The sequence below is a fragment of the Cupriavidus sp. FW305-27 genome, assembly GCF_058787995.1.
Map to the genome: position 1 here is coordinate 23375 of NZ_JBYTAG010000049.1, position 19513 is coordinate 42887.

Annotated in this window: 17 protein-coding genes; 8 read left to right on the forward strand and 9 right to left on the reverse strand. The window is 68.7% G+C overall.

What is annotated here, in order from left to right; genetic code table 11:
- Positions 1-21: 21 nt before the first annotated feature.
- The 5 genes from rodA to AC3WRI_RS22280 all read right to left on the reverse strand — a co-directional run bounded on the left by rodA (position 22) and on the right by AC3WRI_RS22280 (position 6250).
- On the reverse strand, positions 22-1164 hold the full coding sequence (rodA, locus tag AC3WRI_RS22260; protein WP_010811483.1) for a rod shape-determining protein RodA: 1143 nt from the start codon (positions 1162-1164) through the stop codon (positions 22-24).
- Between the two features lie 11 nt (positions 1165-1175).
- Entirely contained in the window at positions 1176-3482 is a 2307-nt protein-coding gene (gene mrdA / locus AC3WRI_RS22265; protein WP_011614359.1) for a penicillin-binding protein 2, read from the reverse strand.
- A gap of 53 nt (positions 3483-3535) precedes the next feature.
- A complete protein-coding gene (gene mreD / locus AC3WRI_RS22270; protein ID WP_010811481.1) occupies positions 3536-4048 on the reverse strand; it encodes a rod shape-determining protein MreD in 513 nt (170 codons plus the stop codon).
- The gene (gene mreC / locus AC3WRI_RS22275) at positions 4045-5010 is read right to left on the reverse strand and encodes a rod shape-determining protein MreC (RefSeq protein ID WP_010811480.1); all 966 of its coding nucleotides are present in this window, start codon (positions 5008-5010) and stop codon (positions 4045-4047) included. The genes mreD and mreC overlap by 4 nt, the downstream gene beginning before the upstream one ends.
- A 196-nt stretch (positions 5011-5206) precedes the next feature.
- Complete coding sequence (locus AC3WRI_RS22280) at positions 5207-6250, reverse strand: rod shape-determining protein (protein ID WP_008648066.1); 1044 nt, start codon at positions 6248-6250, stop codon at positions 5207-5209.
- 589 nt (positions 6251-6839) lie between these two features.
- Here AC3WRI_RS22280 and gatC point away from each other — a divergent pair.
- From gatC to tam, 6 genes are all read left to right on the forward strand, one after another.
- Complete coding sequence (gene gatC / locus AC3WRI_RS22285) at positions 6840-7139, forward strand: Asp-tRNA(Asn)/Glu-tRNA(Gln) amidotransferase subunit GatC (protein ID WP_011614358.1); 300 nt, start codon at positions 6840-6842, stop codon at positions 7137-7139.
- Between the two features lie 92 nt (positions 7140-7231).
- Positions 7232-8737, forward strand: coding sequence for an Asp-tRNA(Asn)/Glu-tRNA(Gln) amidotransferase subunit GatA (gatA, locus tag AC3WRI_RS22290; RefSeq protein WP_010811478.1), 1506 nt, complete (start codon positions 7232-7234; stop codon positions 8735-8737).
- Positions 8734-9210 (forward strand): hypothetical protein, encoded by a 477-nt coding sequence (locus AC3WRI_RS22295; protein ID WP_010811477.1) that lies wholly within the window; start codon positions 8734-8736, stop codon positions 9208-9210. The genes gatA and AC3WRI_RS22295 overlap by 4 nt, the downstream gene beginning before the upstream one ends.
- Positions 9211-9227: 17 nt before the next feature.
- A complete protein-coding gene (locus AC3WRI_RS22300; RefSeq protein WP_010811476.1) occupies positions 9228-10319 on the forward strand; it encodes a dienelactone hydrolase family protein in 1092 nt (363 codons plus the stop codon).
- 90 nt (positions 10320-10409) lie between these two features.
- Entirely contained in the window at positions 10410-11867 is a 1458-nt protein-coding gene (gene gatB, locus AC3WRI_RS22305; RefSeq protein WP_011614355.1) for an Asp-tRNA(Asn)/Glu-tRNA(Gln) amidotransferase subunit GatB, read from the forward strand.
- Between the two features lie 77 nt (positions 11868-11944).
- Positions 11945-12715, forward strand: a complete 771-nt coding sequence (gene tam / locus AC3WRI_RS22310) for a trans-aconitate 2-methyltransferase (protein WP_058697473.1) — start codon at positions 11945-11947, stop codon at positions 12713-12715.
- An 8-nt stretch (positions 12716-12723) separates the two neighbouring features.
- Here the strand turns inward: tam and AC3WRI_RS22315 are convergent, their stop codons facing one another.
- Both AC3WRI_RS22315 and AC3WRI_RS22320 read right to left on the reverse strand, forming a co-directional pair.
- Entirely contained in the window at positions 12724-13110 is a 387-nt protein-coding gene (locus AC3WRI_RS22315; RefSeq protein ID WP_058697472.1) for a VOC family protein, read from the reverse strand.
- A 31-nt stretch (positions 13111-13141) separates the two neighbouring features.
- Positions 13142-13579 carry a PaaI family thioesterase gene (locus tag AC3WRI_RS22320; RefSeq protein ID WP_010811472.1) on the reverse strand — a complete coding sequence of 146 codons (438 nt, stop codon included), beginning with the start codon at positions 13577-13579 and terminating at the stop codon, positions 13142-13144.
- A gap of 174 nt (positions 13580-13753) precedes the next feature.
- Here AC3WRI_RS22320 and AC3WRI_RS22325 point away from each other — a divergent pair, with 174 nt between their 5' ends.
- Together AC3WRI_RS22325 and mnmE are read left to right on the forward strand one after the other, a co-directional pair.
- Entirely contained in the window at positions 13754-14575 is an 822-nt protein-coding gene (locus AC3WRI_RS22325) for a CHAD domain-containing protein (protein WP_058697471.1), read from the forward strand.
- 71 nt (positions 14576-14646) lie between these two features.
- Positions 14647-16074 carry a tRNA uridine-5-carboxymethylaminomethyl(34) synthesis GTPase MnmE gene (mnmE, locus tag AC3WRI_RS22330; protein ID WP_492294106.1) on the forward strand — a complete coding sequence of 476 codons (1428 nt, stop codon included), beginning with the start codon at positions 14647-14649 and terminating at the stop codon, positions 16072-16074.
- A 16-nt stretch (positions 16075-16090) separates the two neighbouring features.
- Here mnmE and AC3WRI_RS22335 read toward each other — a convergent pair whose 3' ends face one another.
- Both AC3WRI_RS22335 and AC3WRI_RS22340 read right to left on the reverse strand, forming a co-directional pair.
- Positions 16091-17086, reverse strand: a complete 996-nt coding sequence (locus AC3WRI_RS22335) for a Bug family tripartite tricarboxylate transporter substrate binding protein (protein WP_492294108.1) — start codon at positions 17084-17086, stop codon at positions 16091-16093.
- Between the two features lie 33 nt (positions 17087-17119).
- Positions 17120-19474 (reverse strand): acyl-CoA dehydrogenase family protein, encoded by a 2355-nt coding sequence (locus AC3WRI_RS22340; RefSeq protein ID WP_058697469.1) that lies wholly within the window; start codon positions 19472-19474, stop codon positions 17120-17122.
- Positions 19475-19513: the final 39 nt, after the last annotated feature.

Here is a 19513-nt window from a genome sequence, read left to right on the forward strand (position 1 = left end):
CCCCTTTTTACGCAGGCTGCGCTACGTCTGGATCAGCCGCTTCTGCCGCGAAATGCTCATCAGAATGCCGATGCCCGCGCCCAGCGTCACCAGTGCGGTGCCGCCATAGCTCATCAGCGGCAGCGGCACGCCCACCACCGGCAGGATGCCGCTGACCATGCCCATGTTGACGAAGGCATAGGTGAAGAAGATCAGCGTGATCGATCCCGCCAGCAGCCGCGAGAACAGCGTCGGCGCATTGGCCGCGATAAACAGGCCGCGAAAGATCAGCAGCAGGTACAGCACCAGCAGCACCGCATTGCCGATCAGGCCGAACTCTTCCGAGTACACCGCGAAGATAAAGTCGGTGTGCTTTTCCGGGATGAATTCCAGGTGCGTCTGCGTGCCCTTGAGCCAGCCCTTGCCCTCGACCCCGCCGGAGCCGATGGCGATGATCGACTGGATCGTGTGGAAGCCCTTGCCGAGCGGATCGCTGGTCGGGTCCAGCAGCGTGCAGACGCGGTGCTGCTGGTAGTCGTGCAGCACCGGCCAGTTCACGCCCGGCGCGCACATATCGTTCTGGAACGTGATCAGCAGCGTGATCGCCACCACCAGCAGCCCCAGCAGCGGCAGGATCAGCCGCCACGACAGGCCGGCGAAGTAGATCACGTACACGCCCGCGGCCATCACCAGCAGTGCCGTGCCCAGGTCAGGCTGCTTGGCGATCAGGCCGACCGGGATCAGCAGCAGCCCCAGCGCCACCACGAAGTCGAACCACTTGATCACGCCCTCGCGCTTCTGGAAATACCAGGCCAGCATCAGCGGCATCGAGATCTTCATGATCTCGGACGGCTGGATCACCATGCCGACATAGAGCCAGCGGCGCGCGCCCTTGCGGATCAGGCCGAACATGGCCACCGCGATCAGCAGCGCCACTCCGACCGTGTAGATCGGCACCGCCACCCGCATCAGCGTCTGCGTAGGCAGGTAGGCGATCACGATCATCACCACATAAGACAGCAGGATATTGCGCAGCTGATCCTCAACCCGGCCCGGCATGTCGATGGCGGCCGAGTACAGCGCCACGATGCCAGTGGCGAACAGCAGGAAGACGATCAGCGAGAGTGGTTTGTCAAAACCGGTCAGCGCGGTCTTGATCAGGGACAGGACGCGGCGTCGATCCATGCGCGTCTCCTTCAGCGAGTGGCGTCGGCACCGCTGGCTGCCTTGGCAGCCACGGGCTTGACGCGTGGTTTGGGCGCGGGCGCCTTGGCCGGCACGACCGGCGCGGAAGCCGGCGGCGGCACCTTCGGCTTGCTGTGGCCCAGCGCCTGCAGCATGCGTTCATCCAGCGTCTGCACGGCCGAGGCCGGTGCGATCGCGGCCGGGTCCAGCGCCGCCGCGATCGCGTCAGACGCCCCGGCATGCGCGCCCGACGCCGCGGCGACCTCGCTGGCGGCCGCGCCGCTGGCCGGCGCGCTGCCGCTCGACATCACCGTGGCGCTGGCAATGCTGGCGGTCTGGCCGGTGGTGAACACGCTCGGCGTTGCCACCGGCGGGCGGCCCGCCATGCGCTCGGCTTCCGGCGGCGCGATGGCTTCCAGCTCCGCCGGCCATTTGCCGGTCAGGTAGTAGTCCATCACCTTGCGCGCGATCGGCGCGGCCACCGCGGCGCCGAAGCCGGCGTTCTCGACGATCAGCGCAATCGCGATCCTGGGGTTGTCCGCGGGCGCGAAGGCCGTGTACAGCGAGTGGTCGCGCTTGCGCTCGTCCAGCGCGTGGTGGTTGTACTTCTCGCCCTTGGCCAGGCTGTAGGTCTGCGCCGTGCCGGTCTTGCCCGCCGATTCGTAGGCGGCGCCGGCGAACACGCGCGCGGCCGTGCCGGAATGCGTCACCGCCACCATGGCGCGCTTGATCACGTTGATGTCGGCCTGCTTGAGCGGGATCGTGTAGCTTTCCTTGGGCACGGTCAGCGTGCGCTTGCGCGTGACCGCATCCTCCACGGCCTTGACCAGGTGGGGCTTCATCACCTTGCCGTCGTTGACGATGACCGAGGTGGCCTGCGCAAGCTGCAGGATGGTGAAGCTGTTGTAGCCCTGGCCGATGCCCAGCGAGATGGTCTCGCCGTCGTACCACTTCTGCTGCTCGGGCTTGCGGTACGCCTTGCGCTTCCAGTCGGTCGACGGCAGGATGCCGCGGCTTTCGCCCTCGATGTCGATGCCCGTGATCTGGCCGAAGCCCAGCGGCTTCATGAAGTCATGGATGCCGTTGACGCCCATGTCGCGCGCCAGCGCGTAGTAGTAGGTGTCGCACGAATGCACGATCGAGCTGTGCATGTCGACCCAGCCATGGCCGCCCGGCTTGTCGTCGCGGAAGGTATGGTTGCCCAGCGTGAAGAAGCCGGGGTCGGACATGCCCCAGGCCGCGGTGCGCTTGCCGGTGGTCAGCGCGGCCAGCGCCATGAACGGCTTGTAGGTCGAGCCCGGCGGGTAGGTGCCGCGCAGCGGGCGGTTCAGCAGTGGCTTGTCGGGCGAGTTGTTGAGCTCGTTCCAGGTATTGGTGTCGATGCCCTCGACGAACAGGTTGGGGTCGTAGGTCGGCTTGGAGACAAAGGCCAGGATGTCGCCGGTGGACGGCTCGATCGCCACCAGTGCGCCGCGGCGGTTGCCGTAGAGTGCCTCGGCCAGCTGCTGCAGGCGGATGTCCAGCGACAGGATCAGGTTGTTGCCAGGCGTGGCGGGTGAGGTCGAAAGCGTGCGGATGGGGCGCCCGCCCGCGCTCACTTCCACTTCCTCGAAGCCGGTCAGGCCGTGCAGCTCGCTCTCGTAGCTCTGCTCCAGGCCGATCTTGCCGATGTAGTTGGTGCCCTTGTAGTTGTCGGCGTCCTTGCGCGGATCGTATTTGGCGCCGTCGGCATCGTTGGCCTCGTCCATGGCCTCGATGCGTTCCTGGTCGCGCTGCGAGATGCGGCCCAGGTAGCCGATCACGTGCGAAGCCGACTCGCCCAGCGGGTACTGCCGGAACAGCCGCGCGCGCACATCCACGCCCGGGAAGCGGAAGCGCTGCGCGGAGAAGCGCGCCACTTCCTCGTCGCTCAGCTGGCTGCGGATCGGCAGGCTTTCAAAGCTGCGCGACTCTTCCATCAGCCGCTTGAAGCGGCGCCGGTCGCGCGGCTGGATATCCACCAGCGCCGACAGGCCTTCGATGGTGTTGTCCAGCGTATCGCCCAGCTTGGACGGCGTGATCTCCAGCGTGTACGCGGAATAATTGCGCGCCAGCACGATCCCGTTGCGGTCCATGATGATGCCGCGGTTGGGCTCGATCGGCGCCACCGAGATGCGATTGTCCTCGGCCTTGGCCGAGTACTGGTCATGCTTGTACCACTGCAGCCACAGGAAGCGCGTGAACAGCAGGCCAAAGCAGATCACCGTGAACAGGGCCGCGGCCGCCACGCGGATGCGGAAGCGGCCGATTTCCAGTTCGACGTTGCGGATTTCGGTCATGGTACTGCGTTGGCCAGGGATGAGCGTTTAGGTGCGGTCAGGTGCGTGCGGCGTCAGATCGGACGCGTCTCGTCGACATCGCTCGAACGGCGCTGCGGCGCCAGCAGCAGGCTGGTGGCCAGCGGCCACAGCAGCGCCTCGATCGCCGGTGCCAGCAGCAGTTGCCAGCCCGGCAGCGGCGCGCCCATGGCCAGCCGGATCAGCACCGGCACCGCGTGCACGACGAACAGCAGCGGCAGCACGTGCAGCGCCTGGGTATAGACGGTGAACCACAGCACGCGGCGGTGGATGGTGATGGCGAAGTAGGCCAGCAGAGTGTAGGCCAGTGCGTGCTCGCCCAGCAGCCGGGCATCGTGCACGTCCATCAGCAGGCCCAGCAGGAAGGCCACGCCCATGCCCACCTTGCGCGGCTGGTGGATGTTCCAGAACACCAGCACCAGCGCCACCATGTCGGGGACCCACAGCGTGGTGCCCCAGGGCATCAGGTTGAACAGGAACGCCAGCACGAAGCTGAAGGCGATAAAGGCGGGATTGACCGGCCGCAGCAGGTATTGGGGATTGGTCACCGTGGTGCCTCCTTGGCGGGTGCGGCCTTGGCAGCCGCTGCGCTATCGGCGGCAGCGCGTGCCGCAGCGGACTTGGCGCCCTTGACCGGCGCCTCCGGCTTGGCCTCGACCGTTTCCCGCGCGGGAATGGCCGCGTCGTAGCGCACCACCAGCAGCAGGCGGTGCGCGCGCACGCCGGCCACCGGCTCGCAGTACACGCGCGAAAACGCGGTATCGGCCTTGCGCTCGATATGGACGATCTTTGCCACCGGCAGGCCCGGCGGGTAGGTGCCGTCCAGGCCCGAGGTCACCAGCAGGTCGCCCTGCTGCAGGTCGGCGGCGGCGGCCATGAAGCGCAGGTCCAGCTGGCCCGCGCGCGCGCCGCCGAAGGCCACGCTGCGCAGCCCGTTGCGCACCACCTGCACGGGGATGGCCTGGTCCTTGTCGGTGAGCAGCGTCACCTCGGACTGGAACGGCGACACGCGCGTGACCTGCCCCACCACGCCGCGCTCGTCGATCACCGGGTAGCCGGCGCGCAGGCCGTGCTGGCTGCCCTTGTCGATCACGATACGCTGGGTGTAGGGATCGCGCGCGTCATACAGGATCTCGGCGGCCGTCACCGGCGTGGCCGACTGCTGCGCCAGCCCGAGCAGCTTGCGCAGCTGGTTGTTCTCGGACTCCAGCTGCGCCTGGCGCACCGAGGCCTGGGCCTGCTGCACGGCGTTCTGGCGCAGTTCGCGGTTTTCGGTGGCGAGCATCGCCGACGACTGCGCATAGTCGAACATCGTGCGCAGTGCGTCGCGCGGCGTCAGCACCAGGCGTTCGACCGGCATCAGCACGGTGGCGGCAACCTGCCGGCCCACGCTGAGCGCGTCGAAACGGGCATCGACCACCAGCAGCGCCAGCGCGATACCCACGTACAGGACCAGCCTGGCGACAGCCGAGGTGCCTTGCTTGAAGAGCGGCGGAGGGGAGTAATCCATTTACCCGAACAAAGGCCAAAGCCCACGCGGAAACGCCCCGCCGCCCGCCGTGCCGCGCCCGGGTCCCTTGCGGGGACGGGAGCGGCACGGCCGGGCGGCGGGAACTGCCAGGGCCCGGCCCCGGCGGATGAGGCGCCGCGACGCCGCCCTGATCGCTGGATCCGGCAGGCCGCGCATCGCCACGTGAGCGTCCTTCTTACTCGTAGGAGAAGATGCTGCCGAGCTTGTCCATGCGTTCCAGCGCCATGCCGGAACCGCGCACCACGCAGGTCAGCGGGTCTTCGGCCACCAGCACCGGCAGGCCGGTTTCTTCCGCCAGCAGGCGGTCCAGGTCGCGCAGCAGCGCGCCGCCGCCGGTCAGCATCATGCCGCGCTCGGCGATGTCGGCGCCCAGTTCGGGCGGGGTCTGTTCCAGCGCGATCTTCACCGCCGAAACGATCTGGTTCAGCGGATCGGTAAGGGCTTCGAGGATTTCATTGGACGACACGGTGAAGGCGCGCGGGATGCCTTCGGACAGATTGCGGCCCTTGACTTCCATCTCGCGGACTTCGGAGCCCGGGAAGGCCGAGCCGATTTCCTTCTTGATCGCTTCGGCGGTCTGTTCGCCGATCAGCATGCCGTAGTTGCGGCGGATGTAGTTGACGATGGCCTCGTCGAACTTGTCGCCGCCCACGCGCACCGAACCCTTGTAGACCATGCCACCCAGCGAGATGATGCCCACCTCGGTGGTGCCGCCGCCGATATCCACCACCATCGAGCCCGACGGCTCGGACACCGGCAGGCCGGCGCCGATCGCAGCCGACATCGGCTCCTCGATCAGGTAGACCTGGCTGGCACCGGCGCCCAGCGCCGATTCGCGGATGGCGCGGCGCTCGACCTGGGTCGAGCCGCACGGCACGCAGATGATGATGCGCGGGCTCGGGCGCAGCAGCTTGCTGTCGTGCACCATCTTGATGAATTGCTTGAGCATCTGCTCGGTGACGGTGAAGTCGGCGATCACGCCGTCCTTCATCGGGCGGATCGCCTCGATATTGCCCGGCACCTTGCCCAGCATCTGCTTGGCTTCCTTGCCCACCGCCGTGATGGTCTTCTTGGCGTTGGGGCCGCCTTCCTGGCGGATCGCGACGACCGAGGGCTCGTCCAGCACGATGCCCTTGTCGCGCATGTAGATCAGCGTGTTGGCGGTGCCGAGGTCGATCGCCAGGTCGTTGGAGAAGTAGCTGCGGAGAAATCCGAACATCAGGAATCCTGTCTGTGGTGGTGTTCGCGGGTAGGCGAAGCGGCCGGCACCGCGAACGGCCCGGCCACGAAATACGTTGTGTTGAATACGGAATGGTTCCCGGCTTCCCGGTCCGCCCGCCGTCCGGCACGGGGCTGCCCGGGCCGGGATGGAATGGGAACGGCAATCGCCGGCGCACCGCGCGCGCCGGCCCTACGGGAACCTTTGATTAGACCCCGCGGAAAAGTTCGCGGAAATGTGCAGGCACCGGCGCACCATATCGAATCACTGCGACATGCGCTGGCCGGCTGCAGAGGCCTAATCAGAGGACCCAGGTCCGCCCTTCGGGCGCCTGCGGATGCCAGGCGCAAGCGCGCCGGCCTGCGGCCATGTGGCGTAAGCGTTGCCAAGGGTCGGTAACTCGCAATGATACCTTATAATTCCTGCTGCTTCGGGCGTTTACAGCCTGAAAATACCTGTAATTCCGACGACTCCGGGGCGCCACTCCGGCGCCCCCGGTCAGGCCACGGGCCGTGCGACGCAGCCGCCCCATGAGCCAGCCGCCGGCGCAGCCCGCGCCCCCGCATCCGAGCATCCGAACCACCACGCCATGGCCCTCGCTCTATCCGACGTCAAGCGCATCGCCCACCTGGCCCGCATCGAAATCAGCGATGACGAGGCCGCCCAGACGCTTGCGCAGCTGAACAACTTTTTCTCGCTGGTCGAGCAGATGCAGGCGGTCGACACCAGCGGCATCGAGCCGCTGGCCCACCCGCTGTCAGCCGTGCGCGACATGGTCCAGCGCCTGCGCGAGGACGTGGTCACCGAATCCGACCGCCGCGCCGACTACCAGCGCCCCGCGCCGGCCACCGAAGACGGCCTGTACCTGGTGCCCAAGGTCATCGAATGACCGCCGCCCGGCCCGGACCCGACGCACCCGTGCATGCCTGTCCGGCGCCGGCCATCCGCCAGTACGCCACCCCCTGATGCCAACCGACTGTCATGCCCTTTTCCGCTGATTCCGTGACCTCCCTGCGCCAGCTAGCCGATGCGCTGGCCGCGCGCTCCGTCTCCGCCGAGGAACTCGCACGCGAGTACCTGGCCCGCATCGAGCAGGCCGCCGCGCTCAACGCGTTTATCCACGTCGATGCCGAGCGGACCCTGGCGCAGGCGCGCGCCGCCGATGAACGCCGCGCCCGCGGCGAGGCCGCGCCGCTGACCGGCGTGCCGATCGCGCACAAGGACGTGTTCGTCACGCGCGGCTGGCGTGCCACCGCCGGCTCGAAGATGCTGGCCAACTATGAAAGCCCGTTCGACGCCACCGTGGTCGAACGCATGGCCGCGGCCGGCATGGTCACGCTGGGCAAGACCAATATGGACGAGTTCGCGATGGGCTCGTCCAACGAGAACTCGCATTTCGGCCCGGTGCGCAACCCCTGGGACACCAGCCGCGTGCCCGGCGGCTCGTCGGGCGGCTCGGCCGCGGCCGTGGCCGCCGGCCTGGCCCCCGCCGCCACCGGCACCGACACCGGCGGCTCGATCCGCCAGCCGTCGTCGTTCTCGGGCATCACCGGCATCAAGCCGACCTACGGCCGCGTGTCGCGCTACGGCATGATCGCCTTCGCCTCGTCGCTGGACCAGGCCGGCCCGATGGCCCATAGCGCCGAAGACTGCGCGCTGCTGCTCAACGCCATGGCCGGCTTCGACCCCAGGGACTCCACCAGCATCACGCCCGCGCAGGGCGGCGTGGACGAGGACTACACCCGCCTGCTGGGCCAGCCGCGCGCCGGCGCCACTACCGAGCGCCCGCTCGCCGGCCTGCGCATCGGCCTGCCGAAGGAATACTTCGGCAAGGGCCTGTCGGCCGACGTCGAGCAGGCCGTGCGCGCCGCGCTGGCCGAGTATGAAAAGCTGGGCGCCACGCTGGTCGAGGTGACGCTGCCAAAGACCGAGCTGTCGATCCCGGTGTACTACGTGATCGCGCCGGCCGAGGCCTCGTCCAACCTGTCGCGCTTTGACGGCGTGCGCTACGGCCACCGCGCGGCCGAATACCGCGACCTGCTCGACATGTACAAGAAGAGCCGCGCCGAAGGCTTCGGCGCCGAGGTCAAGCGCCGCATCATGGTCGGCACCTATGTGCTGTCGCATGGCTACTACGACGCCTACTACCTGCAGGCGCAGAAGATCCGCCGCATCATCGCCGACGACTTCCAGCGTGCCTTCGCCCAGTGCGACGTGATCATGGGGCCGGTGGCGCCGACGGTGGCGTGGAAACTGGGCGAGAAGACCTCGGACCCGGTGCAGATGTACCTGGCCGATATCTTCACGCTGTCGACCAGCCTGGCCGGCCTGCCCGGCATGAGCGTGCCGTGCGGCTTTGGCGAGGCCGGCATGCCGGTGGGCCTGCAGCTGATCGGCAACTACTTCGACGAGGCGCGCCTGCTGCAGACCGCGCACGCGTTCCAGCAGGCGACCGACTGGCACCTGCGCCGTCCGGGCAAGGCATGAACATGACCGCGCGCTCCTCGCTGACCCTGCGCCTGATGGCCGCGGCCGCGCTCGCCGCGGCGGTGGCCGGCTGCATCCCGCTGCCGGGCGGGCTGGGCCGGCCCGCTCCAATCGCCAGCCGCGACATCGACCTGGCCGGCGACTGCCGCCGCACCGAGGAAGACGGCTTCCGCGAAGACGCCCAGCTGCGCGTGTCGGACAACAGCGTGCAGCAGCTGTCGTGGAAGCTGTGGGTAGGCAAGCGCGGCTCGTGCAGCTTCAACCTGGCGGACTTCCGCCAGGTCCAGAAGAAGCCGCATATCGAGCTGCGCGCCAATGACGGCAGCGGCTGCAAGCTGATGGTCTGGCAGGACCCGCGCCGCGTTACGCTGGCGCACGCCAACTGCCAGCAGCGCTGCACCCCCGGCGTCTACGAAGAAGCCTGGCCCGTGATGTTCGAGCCGGGCAGCGGCGCCTGCGCCCGCACGCGCTGAAGCCACCGAAGCCGGCCATGACCCACGCACCCGCCACCCCGCAACGCTCACCGCGCACCGCCCGTCCGGCGGTGGCGGTGCTGCGCGCCGCGGTGGCACTGGGGCTGGGCGCATGGCTGGCCGGCGCATCCGCGCATACACCGGAACTGCCCGCGCCCGCGCTGGCGCAGCCGGCGCCGCTGACGCCCGCCGGCGTGCTGGCGCCGAATGCGGTGAGCCGGGCCGCGCCAGGATCCGCGGCCACGGCACCCGTGCCGGCGCAGCGTGTCCAGCTGCGCGGCGATGCGGCCACGCCCGCGCTCACCGCCTACTGGTTCCTGCCGCGCGAGGGCGCCACCCCGCGCGCGCTGCCGGTGGTGGTGGCGTTGCACGGCTGCGGCGGCCTGCTGTCCGCGCGCCCCGCGCGCGCGAGCGCGGCGGGTGCCGCCGGAACCGCCCAGGCGGACGTTTCCGGACTGCTGCAGCAACGCTACCGCGAATACGCGCACTGGCTGAACGAGCGCGGCTATGCCGTGCTGATGCCCGACAGCTTCAGCGCGCGCGGCAGGCCCCACGGCATCTGCTCCGAACCCATCGACGCGCGCGGCATCGACGACCGCACGCGCCGCGCCGATGCGCTGGCCGCGCTGCGCTGGGTGGCGCAGCAGCCGGCGGTCGACACCGCGCGTATCGTGCTGCTGGGCTGGTCCAACGGCGCGCAGGCGGTGCTGGCCACCGTCGATGCCAGCCGCCCGTGGCCGGCCGGCACGCCCCAGGTGGAGCGTGCGGTGGCGTTCTACCCGGGCTGCAGGCGCGCCGTGCAGCAGCACAACTTCCGCCTGCGCGCGCCTATGCTGCTGATGATCGGCGGCGCCGACGACTGGACGCCCGCCACCCGCTGCGCCATGCTGCAAAGCGCGGTGCTGGCGCGCCAGCCGGGCGCGCGCTTCCGGCTGGAGATCTACCCCGGCGCCTATCACGGCTTTGACGGCACCAGCGAGCTGCATATGCGCCGCGACGTACCGGCGGGCATGCGCAAGACCCAGGGCGTCACCGTCGGCGGCGATGCGGTGGCCCGCGTGGCCGCGCTGGCCCAGCTCGACTCATGGCTTGCCAGCCCCGACCCCTGAGGGCCGGGGCAAGACCAGACTGAACCCCGGGGCGGCTGCGCCGCTCCACCGCAACAGACAGAACCGAAAGAACCGAACAGGAATACCGCCATGCAATGGGAAGTGGTGATCGGCCTCGAAACGCACGCTCAGCTTTCGACGGCCTCCAAGATTTTTTCCGGCACCTCCACCGCCTTCGGGGCCGAGGCCAACACGCAGGCCTCGCCGGTGGACCTGGCGCTGCCGGGCGTGCTGCCGGTGCTCAACAAGGGCGCGGTCGAGCGCGCCATCCAGTTCGGCCTGGCGATCGGCGCCACCATTTCGCCGCGCAGCGTCTTTGCGCGCAAGAACTACTTCTACCCCGACCTGCCCAAGGGCTACCAGATCAGCCAGTATGAGATCCCGGTGGTACAGGGCGGCACCATCACCATCCAGGTCGAAGGCAGGAAGGGCGAGTTCTACGAAAAGACCGTCAACCTGACCCGCGCCCACCTGGAAGAAGACGCGGGCAAGTCCCTGCACGAAGACTTCGCCGGCATGACCGGCATCGACCTGAACCGCGCCGGCACCCCGCTGCTGGAAATCGTCACCGAGCCCGACATGCGCAGCGCCGCCGAAGCCGTGGCCTATGCCAAGGCGCTGCACTCGCTGGTGGTGTGGCTGGGCATCTGCGATGGCAACATGCAGGAAGGCAGCTTCCGCTGCGACGCCAACGTGTCGGTGCGCCCGCTCGGCCAGAAGGAATTCGGCACCCGCCGCGAAATCAAGAACCTGAATTCGTTCCGCTTCCTGCAGCAGGCCATCGAGTACGAAGTGCAGTGGCAGATCGCCGAGATCGAGGACGGCCGCAAGATCCAGCAGGCCACCGTGCTGTTCGACCCGGAAACGGGCGAAACGCGCGCCATGCGCACCAAGGAAGACGCGCACGATTACCGCTACTTCCCAGACCCCGACCTGATGCCGCTGGAAATCGACGCGAGCTGGGTCGAGCGCGTGCGCGGCGAGCTGCCGGAACTGCCGGTGGCGATGCAGGCGCGCTTTGTCTCGCAGTACGGCCTGTCGGCCTATGACGCCACCACGCTGACCGCGACCAAGGCCTTCGCCGCCTACTACGAGGCCGTGGTGGCCGACGCCGGCGCCGCCAACGCCAAGCCCGCGGCCAACTGGCTGATGGGCGACGTGGCCTCGCAGCTGAACCGCGAAGGCATCGCCATCGACGCCGCACCGGTCACGCCGGCGCAACTGGCCAGGCTGCTCGCGCGCATCGCCGACGGCACGGTATCGAACAACACCGCCAAGAAGGACGTGTTCCCGGCGATGTGGGCCGGCGAGCACGGCGGCGATGCCGACGCCATCATCGCGGCCAAGGGCCTGAAGCAGATGTCCGACACCGGCGAGCTGGAGAAGATCATCGACGACGTGCTGGCTGCCAACGCCAGGTCGGTCGAGGAATTCCGCGCGGGCAAGGAGAAGGCGTTCAATGCGCTGGTCGGGCAGGCGATGAAGGCGACCAAGGGCAAGGCCAATCCGGCGCAGGTGAATGAGCTGCTGAAGAAGAAGCTGGGGTAAGGGCTGGCTGACAGGGCCAGCGAACCGCTGCGGCAGGCGTATCCTACTGGCCTGCTCTAAAAGTCAGGAGATCCCCCATGAGCTGGTCCGCCCACCAATACGTCGCCTTCGAAGACGAACGCACCCGCCCGGTCCGCGACCTGGTGGCTGCCATCCCCAATGAGATCGCGCGCAGCGCGGTGGATATCGGCTGCGGGCCGGGCAACTCCACCGAGGTGCTGCTGGCGCGCTATGCGGGGGCGTCGGTGACCGGGCTGGACAGCTCGCAGGACATGGTCGATGCGGCGCGCAAGCGCCTGCCCGCGGTGCAGTTCCGCGTGGCCGACATCGGCGCCTGGGACGAGGCCGGGCCCTATGACGTGATCCTGGCCAATGCCGTGCTGCAGTGGCTGCCTGACCACGCCAGCCTGTTCCCGGCACTGGTATCCAGGCTCGCTCCCGGCGGCACGCTGGCCGTGCAGATGCCGGACAACCTGGAAGAACCCGCGCACCGGCTGATGCGCCAGGTGGCGGCGGAAAGCCCGTGGGCAGAAAAGCTCGCCGGCGCCAGCAAGGCCCGCGCCGAGCGTGCCCCGGCGCAGTGGTACTACGAGCTGTTGCGCCCGCTGTGCCAGCGCGTGGACGTATGGCTGACCACGTACCACCATCCGCTGGCGGGCGGCCCGGCCGCGGTGGTGGAGTGGTTCAAGGGCAGCGGCCTGCGCCCCTTCCTGCAACCGCTGGACGAGGCCGAGCGCGCCGCCTACCTGGCGCGCTACCAGACCGAGATTGCCAAGGCGTACCCGGCGCTGCCGGACGGGTCGGTGCTGCTGCCGTTCCCGCGCCTGTTTATCGTCGCGACGCGCTGAGGCCAGCCCTACGCCGGCTTGTGGCACACCGCTTCGATGTTGTGCCCGTCCGGATCCAGCACGAAGGCGCCGTAGTAGTTGGGGTGGTAGTGCGCGCGGATGCCCGGCGCGCCGTTGTCGCGCCCGCCCGCGGCCAGCGCCGCGCGATGGAAGGCATCGACGGTCTCGCGGCTGTCCACGCGGAAGGCCACATGCAGCGGCGGCTGGTTGGGCGTGCCGCGGTGGATCCAGAAGTCGGGTTGCCCCGGTGCGCCGAAGCCTGCGACATCGGTGCTGCCGGTGACGCTGGCCGGGAATTCCTTGTCCAGCACATAGCCGATGGCGCCCAGCGCCGCCTGGTAGAAGGCGCGGCTCTTGCCGTAGTCACTGACGCTTACGCCGGTGTGGTCGATCATGGGTCGCTTCCTTTCAACGGTGGGAGAGGGCTCAGGCCAGGTCCAGCACGCTCATGGTGGCGTTCAGGCGGCTGACCAGCACCGATTCACCGTGGACGTCGGCGAAGACATCCGCCTCCACCACGATGATCGAACGGCCGGACTTGAGCACATCGGCACGGCAGCGCAGCCGTTCGCTGCGCACGGCCCTGAGCAGGTTGATCTTGAACTCCGCGGTGACCACGTGCTGGCCTGCCTCCAGGATGGTGGATGCCGCCGCGCCCGCGGTGTGGTCCGCGATGGTGGCCTGCACGCCCGCATGGACGATGCCGCCGTGCTGCAGGTGGCGCGGCGCAATGGCCAGCGTGGATTCGCACCAGCCGGGCCCGCAGTCCGCCAGCGTGATGCCGACATCGTTGACAAAGGCGGCCTGGCGAAAGCCCGCCTCGATGGTGTCGCGCAGCAGAAGCCGTTCCTGTTCGGTGGTCATGGCTGTTCCTTGTCGGGTCACTGCATCACCGGGATGTGCGCATTGCAGCGTGAAGGCGCGGGGCTGTCAACCATCCATGCGCCTGTTACGCCGCGCGGAAGCGGGCCGGCGTGCCGTCGCCTACACTGGAAGCATCCGCGACCCGAGTGCGCGCCTGAGCGCATGCAGCCCGCAATGATCGCCGACACCCATCCCCCCACACTGCGCCGCAAGACGCGGCCCGCCGCGGCCTTTGCCGCGCTGACGCAGGCAAGCCTGGCGCGCATCGAAGCGAGCCTGGCCCAGTTGCTGCACCGCGACGAGCCCGAAGACCTGCACGCGCTGCGCGTGGCGGTGCGCCATGCGCGCGCGGTGCTCTGGGCCCTGGGGCCGTCGTTGCCGCGGCAGGAGCGCGATCGCTGGAAGCATGACCTGCGCATGCTGGCGCGCGCCACCAGCGACGTGCGCGACTGGGACGTATTCCTGGCCGAAACCATTGCCCCGGCACGCAAACTGGAACCGGACGATACCGTGCTGTCGGCCATCGCCGACACCGCCCGAGAGCGCCGCGACACCGCACGGCAAACCATGCTGGCGGCCCTGGCCGGTTACCGTGACTGGCCGCTGCCAGCGCTGCATCGCGACCTGGCGCACCTGGCCCAGCTGGCCGCCCGCGCCCGCAATGGCGGTGGCCGCCTCGGGCCCTTTGCGCGCAGGCGCGTGCGCCGCGGCCGCAAGCGCCTGCGCGCGCTGGCAAAGGCCGCACGCCGCGGCGATCCCCGCGCGGTGCATGAGCAGCGCATCGCCGGCAAGCGACTGCGCTATGTGATCGAGGCATTCGAGCCGGTGCTGCCATCCCGCTACACCAGGGACCTGCATCGCAAGCTGGTCAAAGGGCAGGCAAAGCTCGGCCGCCTTGTCGACGGCATCGTCGCGCGCCGGCTGCTGGCCGATTGCCTGCAGGCGCAGGCAATGCCGGACGAGGCGCCGCCGCGCCCGCTGCCCGGTGCCAGCTGACCACCCGCCCGCCATGGCGGCCTGCCCACCGCGTGCCACGCCAACCGCACCCGATCTGCGACAATAGCGCCATGACTGCTCCCCAGGTTCCCATTGCCGCCATCGCCACCGCGCCCGGACGCGGCGGCATCGGCGTGGTGCGCGTGTCGGGCCCCGATGTTGGCCCCGTGATGCGCGCCGTCTGCGGCCAGGCACTGAAGCCGCGCCACGCCACCTACCTGCCGTTCCTCGATGGCCATGGCAAGGTCATCGACCACGGCCTGGCGCTGTATTTCCCGGCGCCCAATTCCTATACCGGCGAGGAAGTGCTCGAGCTGCAGGGCCACGGCGGGCCGGTGGTGATGCAGATGCTGCTGACACGCTGCCTGCAAGCGGGCGACGGCATCGGCCTGCGCCTGGCAGAGCCCGGCGAGTTCACGCGGCGCGCCTTCCTCAACGACAAGCTCGACCTGGCCCAGGCCGAGGCCGTGGCCGACCTGATCGAAGCCAGCACCGAGGCCGCGGCGCGCTCGGCGGCGCGTTCAATGGAGGGCGAATTCTCCAACGCCATCCGCCAGCTTGTGGACAAGGTCATCCACCTGCGCATGCTGGTCGAAGCCACGCTGGACTTCCCCGAAGAAGAGATCGATTTCCTGGAACAGTCCGACGCGCGCGGCCAGCTTGCCACCATCCGCACCGAACTGAGCGGCGTGCTGGCGCAGGCGCGCCAGGGCGCGCTGCTGCGCGAGGGCCTGTCGGTGGTGCTGGCGGGCCAGCCCAACGTGGGCAAGTCGTCGCTGCTGAACGCGCTGGCCGGCGCGGAGCTGGCCATCGTCACGCCCATCGCCGGCACCACGCGCGACCGCGTGCGCGAGACCATCCAGATCGACGGCATCCCGCTGCATATCATCGACACCGCCGGCCTGCGCGAGCATGCCGCCGACGAAGTCGAGCGCATCGGCATCGAACGCACCTGGGACGCTATCCGCCGCGCCGACATCGTGCTGCACCTGGTCGACGCCACCGACTACCTGCGCCATGGCCTGTCAGAGACTGACGACGCCATCGACGACCAGCTCAGCGGCCAGCTGCCGCCGGGCTCGCCGATCGTGCGCATCGTCAACAAGATCGACAAGGCGCCCGCGGTTGGCGATGTCGTCTTCGGCGGCAACCGCCCGCACGTGGTCGCCGCCAACGGCCCCAACCCGACCGAGATCTGGATCTCGGCGCGCACCGGGGCCGGCATTGAACTGCTGCGCCGTGAGCTGCTGCGGCTGGTGGGCTGGCAGTCGGGCAATGAAGGCAACTTCCTGGCGCGCGAGCGGCACCTGACGGCGCTGCGGAATGCGCAATCGCACCTGGATGTCGCCGCCGAGCAGGCCGAGCACCAGGCGCAGGCGCTGGACCTGTTTGCCGAAGAACTGCGGCTGGCACAGGATTGCCTGAACAGCATTACGGGTGAGTTCACCAGTGATGATCTGCTGGGGACGATCTTTACGCGGTTTTGCATCGGAAAATAAGGCGCAGCGCCTGACCTCAATCCAGGCTCAGCTGCGATGTCTTGATGGTTTCGCTCCAGCGCAAGCGTTCCGCCGTGACAAAGGCGGCGAATCTCTCCTGTGCCTGTCCGCCTGGAATACCGCCCGTCCGGCTGATTTCGGTAACCACGTCCGGGGCGCGCAGGACCGCGACCAGGTGCTCATGCAGCCTGGCTGCGATCTCCGGCGGCGTGCCGGCTTTCACAAAGATGCCGATCCACGCCGTCGACAAGAGGTTGCCCACCCCGGTTTCCTCCATGGTCGGCACCTCGGGCAGGCTGGGGATTCGCCGTGCCGACGTCACGGCGAGCGGGCGCAGCTTGCCGGCCCGGATATGCGGCAGGGCCTGGGTCAGGTTGTCGAACTGGAAAGTCGTTTCACCGGCCAGCAGCGCGGTGGTCGCCGGCGTGGAACCGCGATAGGGAACGTGAATGGCATCCGTTCCCGTGCGCTGCTTGAGCAGTTCGCCGGTCAGGTGGCTGGTCTGGCCGATGCCGGAGGAGCCGAAGGACAGCTTTCCCGCCTGCGCCCTCATTTGCGCGACCAGGTCGGCGGCGCTCCGGATCGGCGACTGTGCGTTGACGACCAGGACGCTGGGAAAAGAGATGACATCGGTAATCCCCACCAGATCGTCCGGCTTGTATGGCAGGGTCTTGTAGGCGCTGTAGTTGATGGCCTGCGGCCCGACATTCCCGGCCAGGAGCGTGTAGCCGTCGGCGGGCGCGCGTAGCGCCGCCTGTGTGCCGATGATGCCCCCGCTGCCGGGCCGGTTGTCCACGATGACAGGCTGGCCAAGGCGAAGGCTCAGTTTCTGCGCGAGCAGGCGGATGGGAATATCGATCGTGCCCCCTGCCGCGCCCGGCACGATGATGGTAACCGGCCGCGCAGGCCACGCCGCGCCCGTTTGCGCGGACACAGCCGGGGCCGCCATCATTGCGCCCAGGGCAGCGGCAAGTGCGAGCGCCAGGCGCCTGGTACTGCGGAGTGCTTGCATGGCATTGCCTCTTTCTTCTCAGTGTTGTCCTGTTCACGCCTGCGAGCGATGGCCGGCATCGACAAAGCGCCCGAGATGCGCCGAGGCATTGCCGAGCAGTGCATCGTTGGCCATCAGGCGCTTGCTGTAGTGACTGATCGGGGTTTCGTCCTGCATGCCGATCGCCCCATGCAGTTGCAGGGCGTCAAGCGCAAGCACACGGCTGGCATGGCCAACCATGTACTTGGCGGCGCTGACGCGGCGCGAGCGCTCGGCCGGCGGCACCAGGGACCAGCCTGCAACGGCTTCGCGCACCAGCTGGCGTGCGGCATGCCAGCCGCGATAGTGGTCGGCCACCCGATGCTGAAGCACTTGCTGCTCTGAAAGGGTGCGGCCGAACTGCTTGCGCATGCGCATGTACTCAACCGTGAGGGCAAGCGATCGCCGCATGGCCCCGATGCTTTCCGCGCAGAGGGCGAGGGTGGCAAGTTCCAGCGCGTCGTCCAGCAACGCCGTGGCGTGGTCCGCGCCGCAGAGCAGCGCGGACGCAGGCAGTTCGACGTTGTCGAAGCGAATGTCCGCCGCGCTGCGCCCGTCGTGGAGCTGATAGGCACGCAGGCCGACACCGGCCGCCTGGCTCGGCACATCGAACAGCGCCAGCCCGCCTTCAGGCAGGCAAGCCGTAACAAACAGATGCTGCGCCTGGGCGGCGCCCATCACCAGCCGGTTGACGCCGTGCAGGCGCCAGTGAACGCCATCCCGGCGCGCAACGGTTTCAGGATGGTGGACGTCGCGGCGGGACTGGCCCTCGCGATAAGCCAGCGCGCAGCGGGCCTGGCCGCTGGCCAGCGCTGCGAGCAGCGGTTCGCGTCCTTCTGCGTTCTCCGCGCCAAGCAGCACCTGCGTGCCGAGGACCGCGCTCCAGAGCATGGGCTCCACCACCAGGGCCTCGCCGAGCGCTTCCAGCAATGGCATGAGGTCGGACAGGGTGCCGCCCAGGCCGCCGTCGCACTCCGGGATCAGCAGGCCGGTCAGGCCCAGCTCGGCAAGGGCAGCCCATGCGGCAGGGTCGAAGCCGTCCCTGGCAGCCACGACCTCGCGCCTGCGCTCGAAGCCGTAGTGCTTGTCCAGCCAGCGGCGCAGGGTGCCGTCCATGATCGCCTGCTGCTCGTCCATCTGGTCCTGGCGGGGGCGGTCGATCTCGGTCAGTCCGCCGAACACAGCCTTGGCAACGATCTGGCGTTGTATCTCCGACGAGCCCCCGGCCAGCGTGATGCCACGGTAGCGCCAGTAGTGCAGCGGAAAATTCTCGGCATGGCCAGGAGATAGCGGCTCCGGACTGGGCTCGCCATCGATCGCGCGGGGATCGAAGGGCAATGTTCGGGCGCCCAACGCATCCAGCTTGAACGTGTGCAGGTCCTGCAGCAGCAGGTTGCCATCGAGCTTGAGCAGCGAGGCTTCCAGCTCAGGGCTGCCGCCCTGCTCAGCAAACCGCACTGCCGGCCACCACGCGGCTTCGAGCGCGCGCATGCGAATGTCCAGCTCGGCATGCCGGCGCGCCAGCAAGGCATCGTCGATCTGCGCGCCGGGGCCCGGGCGCCATTTGCCGGCCAGTTTCGCGACGCTGGCCAGCTCCGCCTTGCAGTCTCCCACCCGGGCGACGAACAGGCGCTCGATCACCAGCAGTCCCTTGGCGATGGACCAGCCGGCGTGTTCCACGCCCACCAGGTTGGCCGCGGGCACCCGCACGTCGTCGAAGAACATCTGCACGTGGAAGTGCGCGCCGTTGATAAAGCGGATCGGCCGCACCGTCACGCCCGGTGTGCGCAGGTCCATCAGCAGCACCGAGATGCCTTCTTGCTTGCGTCGGGCAGACGGATCGGTGCGGACCAGCACCAGTGCCCAGTTGGCCCACTGGCCCAGGGTCTGCCAGATCTTGCTGCCGTTGACGACCCATTCGTCGCCATCGCGGCGCGCAACGGTGCGCAATGACGCTAGGTCGGACCCGGCGTCGGGCTCGGAATAGCCTTGCGCCCAGAAGTCATCGAAGGACAGCATGCCGGGCAGGAAGCGCCGGCACTGCTCGGGCGTGCCATAGCGGATCAGCGTGGGTCCGATGGTATCGATGCCGAGATTGTCATAGCGCGGCGCGTCGCTGGCCGCCAGCTCTTCCCGGAAGATTGCCTGCTCCACCAGCGACCATCCCGGGCCGCCGTACTCCCGCGGCCAGCCAGGTGCCGCCCACCCGCGCGCATGCAGGATCCGCTGCCAGCGCACGGCCTGCTCGCGCGTCACCAGGCAATGGGCGCGCGAAGCGGCCCGGATATCGGGCGGGACCACCTCGCGCAGGAAGCTGCGAACCTCCTGGCGGAATGCTTCGAGGCGATCGGCTCGGGAATGATCTGGCATGGTTGGCCCTTTGATGAAAGCACTGCTGGGTTGCGTTCT

Bases quoted from the DNA above. Each gene is read 5' to 3' on its own strand.
- rodA (WP_010811483.1), bottom strand. From the start codon at position 1,164: ATGGATCGACGCCGCGTCCTGTCCCTGATCAAGACCGCGCTGACCGGT.
- mrdA (WP_011614359.1), bottom strand. From the start codon at position 3,482: ATGACCGAAATCCGCAACGTCGAACTGGAAATCGGCCGCTTCCGCATC.
- mreC (WP_010811480.1), bottom strand. From the start codon at position 5,010: ATGGATTACTCCCCTCCGCCGCTCTTCAAGCAAGGCACCTCGGCTGTC.
- AC3WRI_RS22280 (WP_008648066.1), bottom strand. From the start codon at position 6,250: ATGTTCGGATTTCTCCGCAGCTACTTCTCCAACGACCTGGCGATCGAC.
- gatC (WP_011614358.1), top strand. From the start codon at position 6,840: ATGGCCCTCGCTCTATCCGACGTCAAGCGCATCGCCCACCTGGCCCGC.
- gatA (WP_010811478.1), top strand. From the start codon at position 7,232: ATGCCCTTTTCCGCTGATTCCGTGACCTCCCTGCGCCAGCTAGCCGAT.
- AC3WRI_RS22295 (WP_010811477.1), top strand. From the start codon at position 8,734: ATGAACATGACCGCGCGCTCCTCGCTGACCCTGCGCCTGATGGCCGCG.
- AC3WRI_RS22300 (WP_010811476.1), top strand. From the start codon at position 9,228: ATGACCCACGCACCCGCCACCCCGCAACGCTCACCGCGCACCGCCCGT.
- gatB (WP_011614355.1), top strand. From the start codon at position 10,410: ATGCAATGGGAAGTGGTGATCGGCCTCGAAACGCACGCTCAGCTTTCG.
- tam (WP_058697473.1), top strand. From the start codon at position 11,945: ATGAGCTGGTCCGCCCACCAATACGTCGCCTTCGAAGACGAACGCACC.
- AC3WRI_RS22315 (WP_058697472.1), bottom strand. From the start codon at position 13,110: ATGATCGACCACACCGGCGTAAGCGTCAGTGACTACGGCAAGAGCCGC.
- AC3WRI_RS22320 (WP_010811472.1), bottom strand. From the start codon at position 13,579: ATGACCACCGAACAGGAACGGCTTCTGCTGCGCGACACCATCGAGGCG.
- AC3WRI_RS22325 (WP_058697471.1), top strand. From the start codon at position 13,754: ATGATCGCCGACACCCATCCCCCCACACTGCGCCGCAAGACGCGGCCC.
- mnmE (WP_492294106.1), top strand. From the start codon at position 14,647: ATGACTGCTCCCCAGGTTCCCATTGCCGCCATCGCCACCGCGCCCGGA.
- AC3WRI_RS22335 (WP_492294108.1), bottom strand. From the start codon at position 17,086: ATGCAAGCACTCCGCAGTACCAGGCGCCTGGCGCTCGCACTTGCCGCT.
- AC3WRI_RS22340 (WP_058697469.1), bottom strand. From the start codon at position 19,474: ATGCCAGATCATTCCCGAGCCGATCGCCTCGAAGCATTCCGCCAGGAG.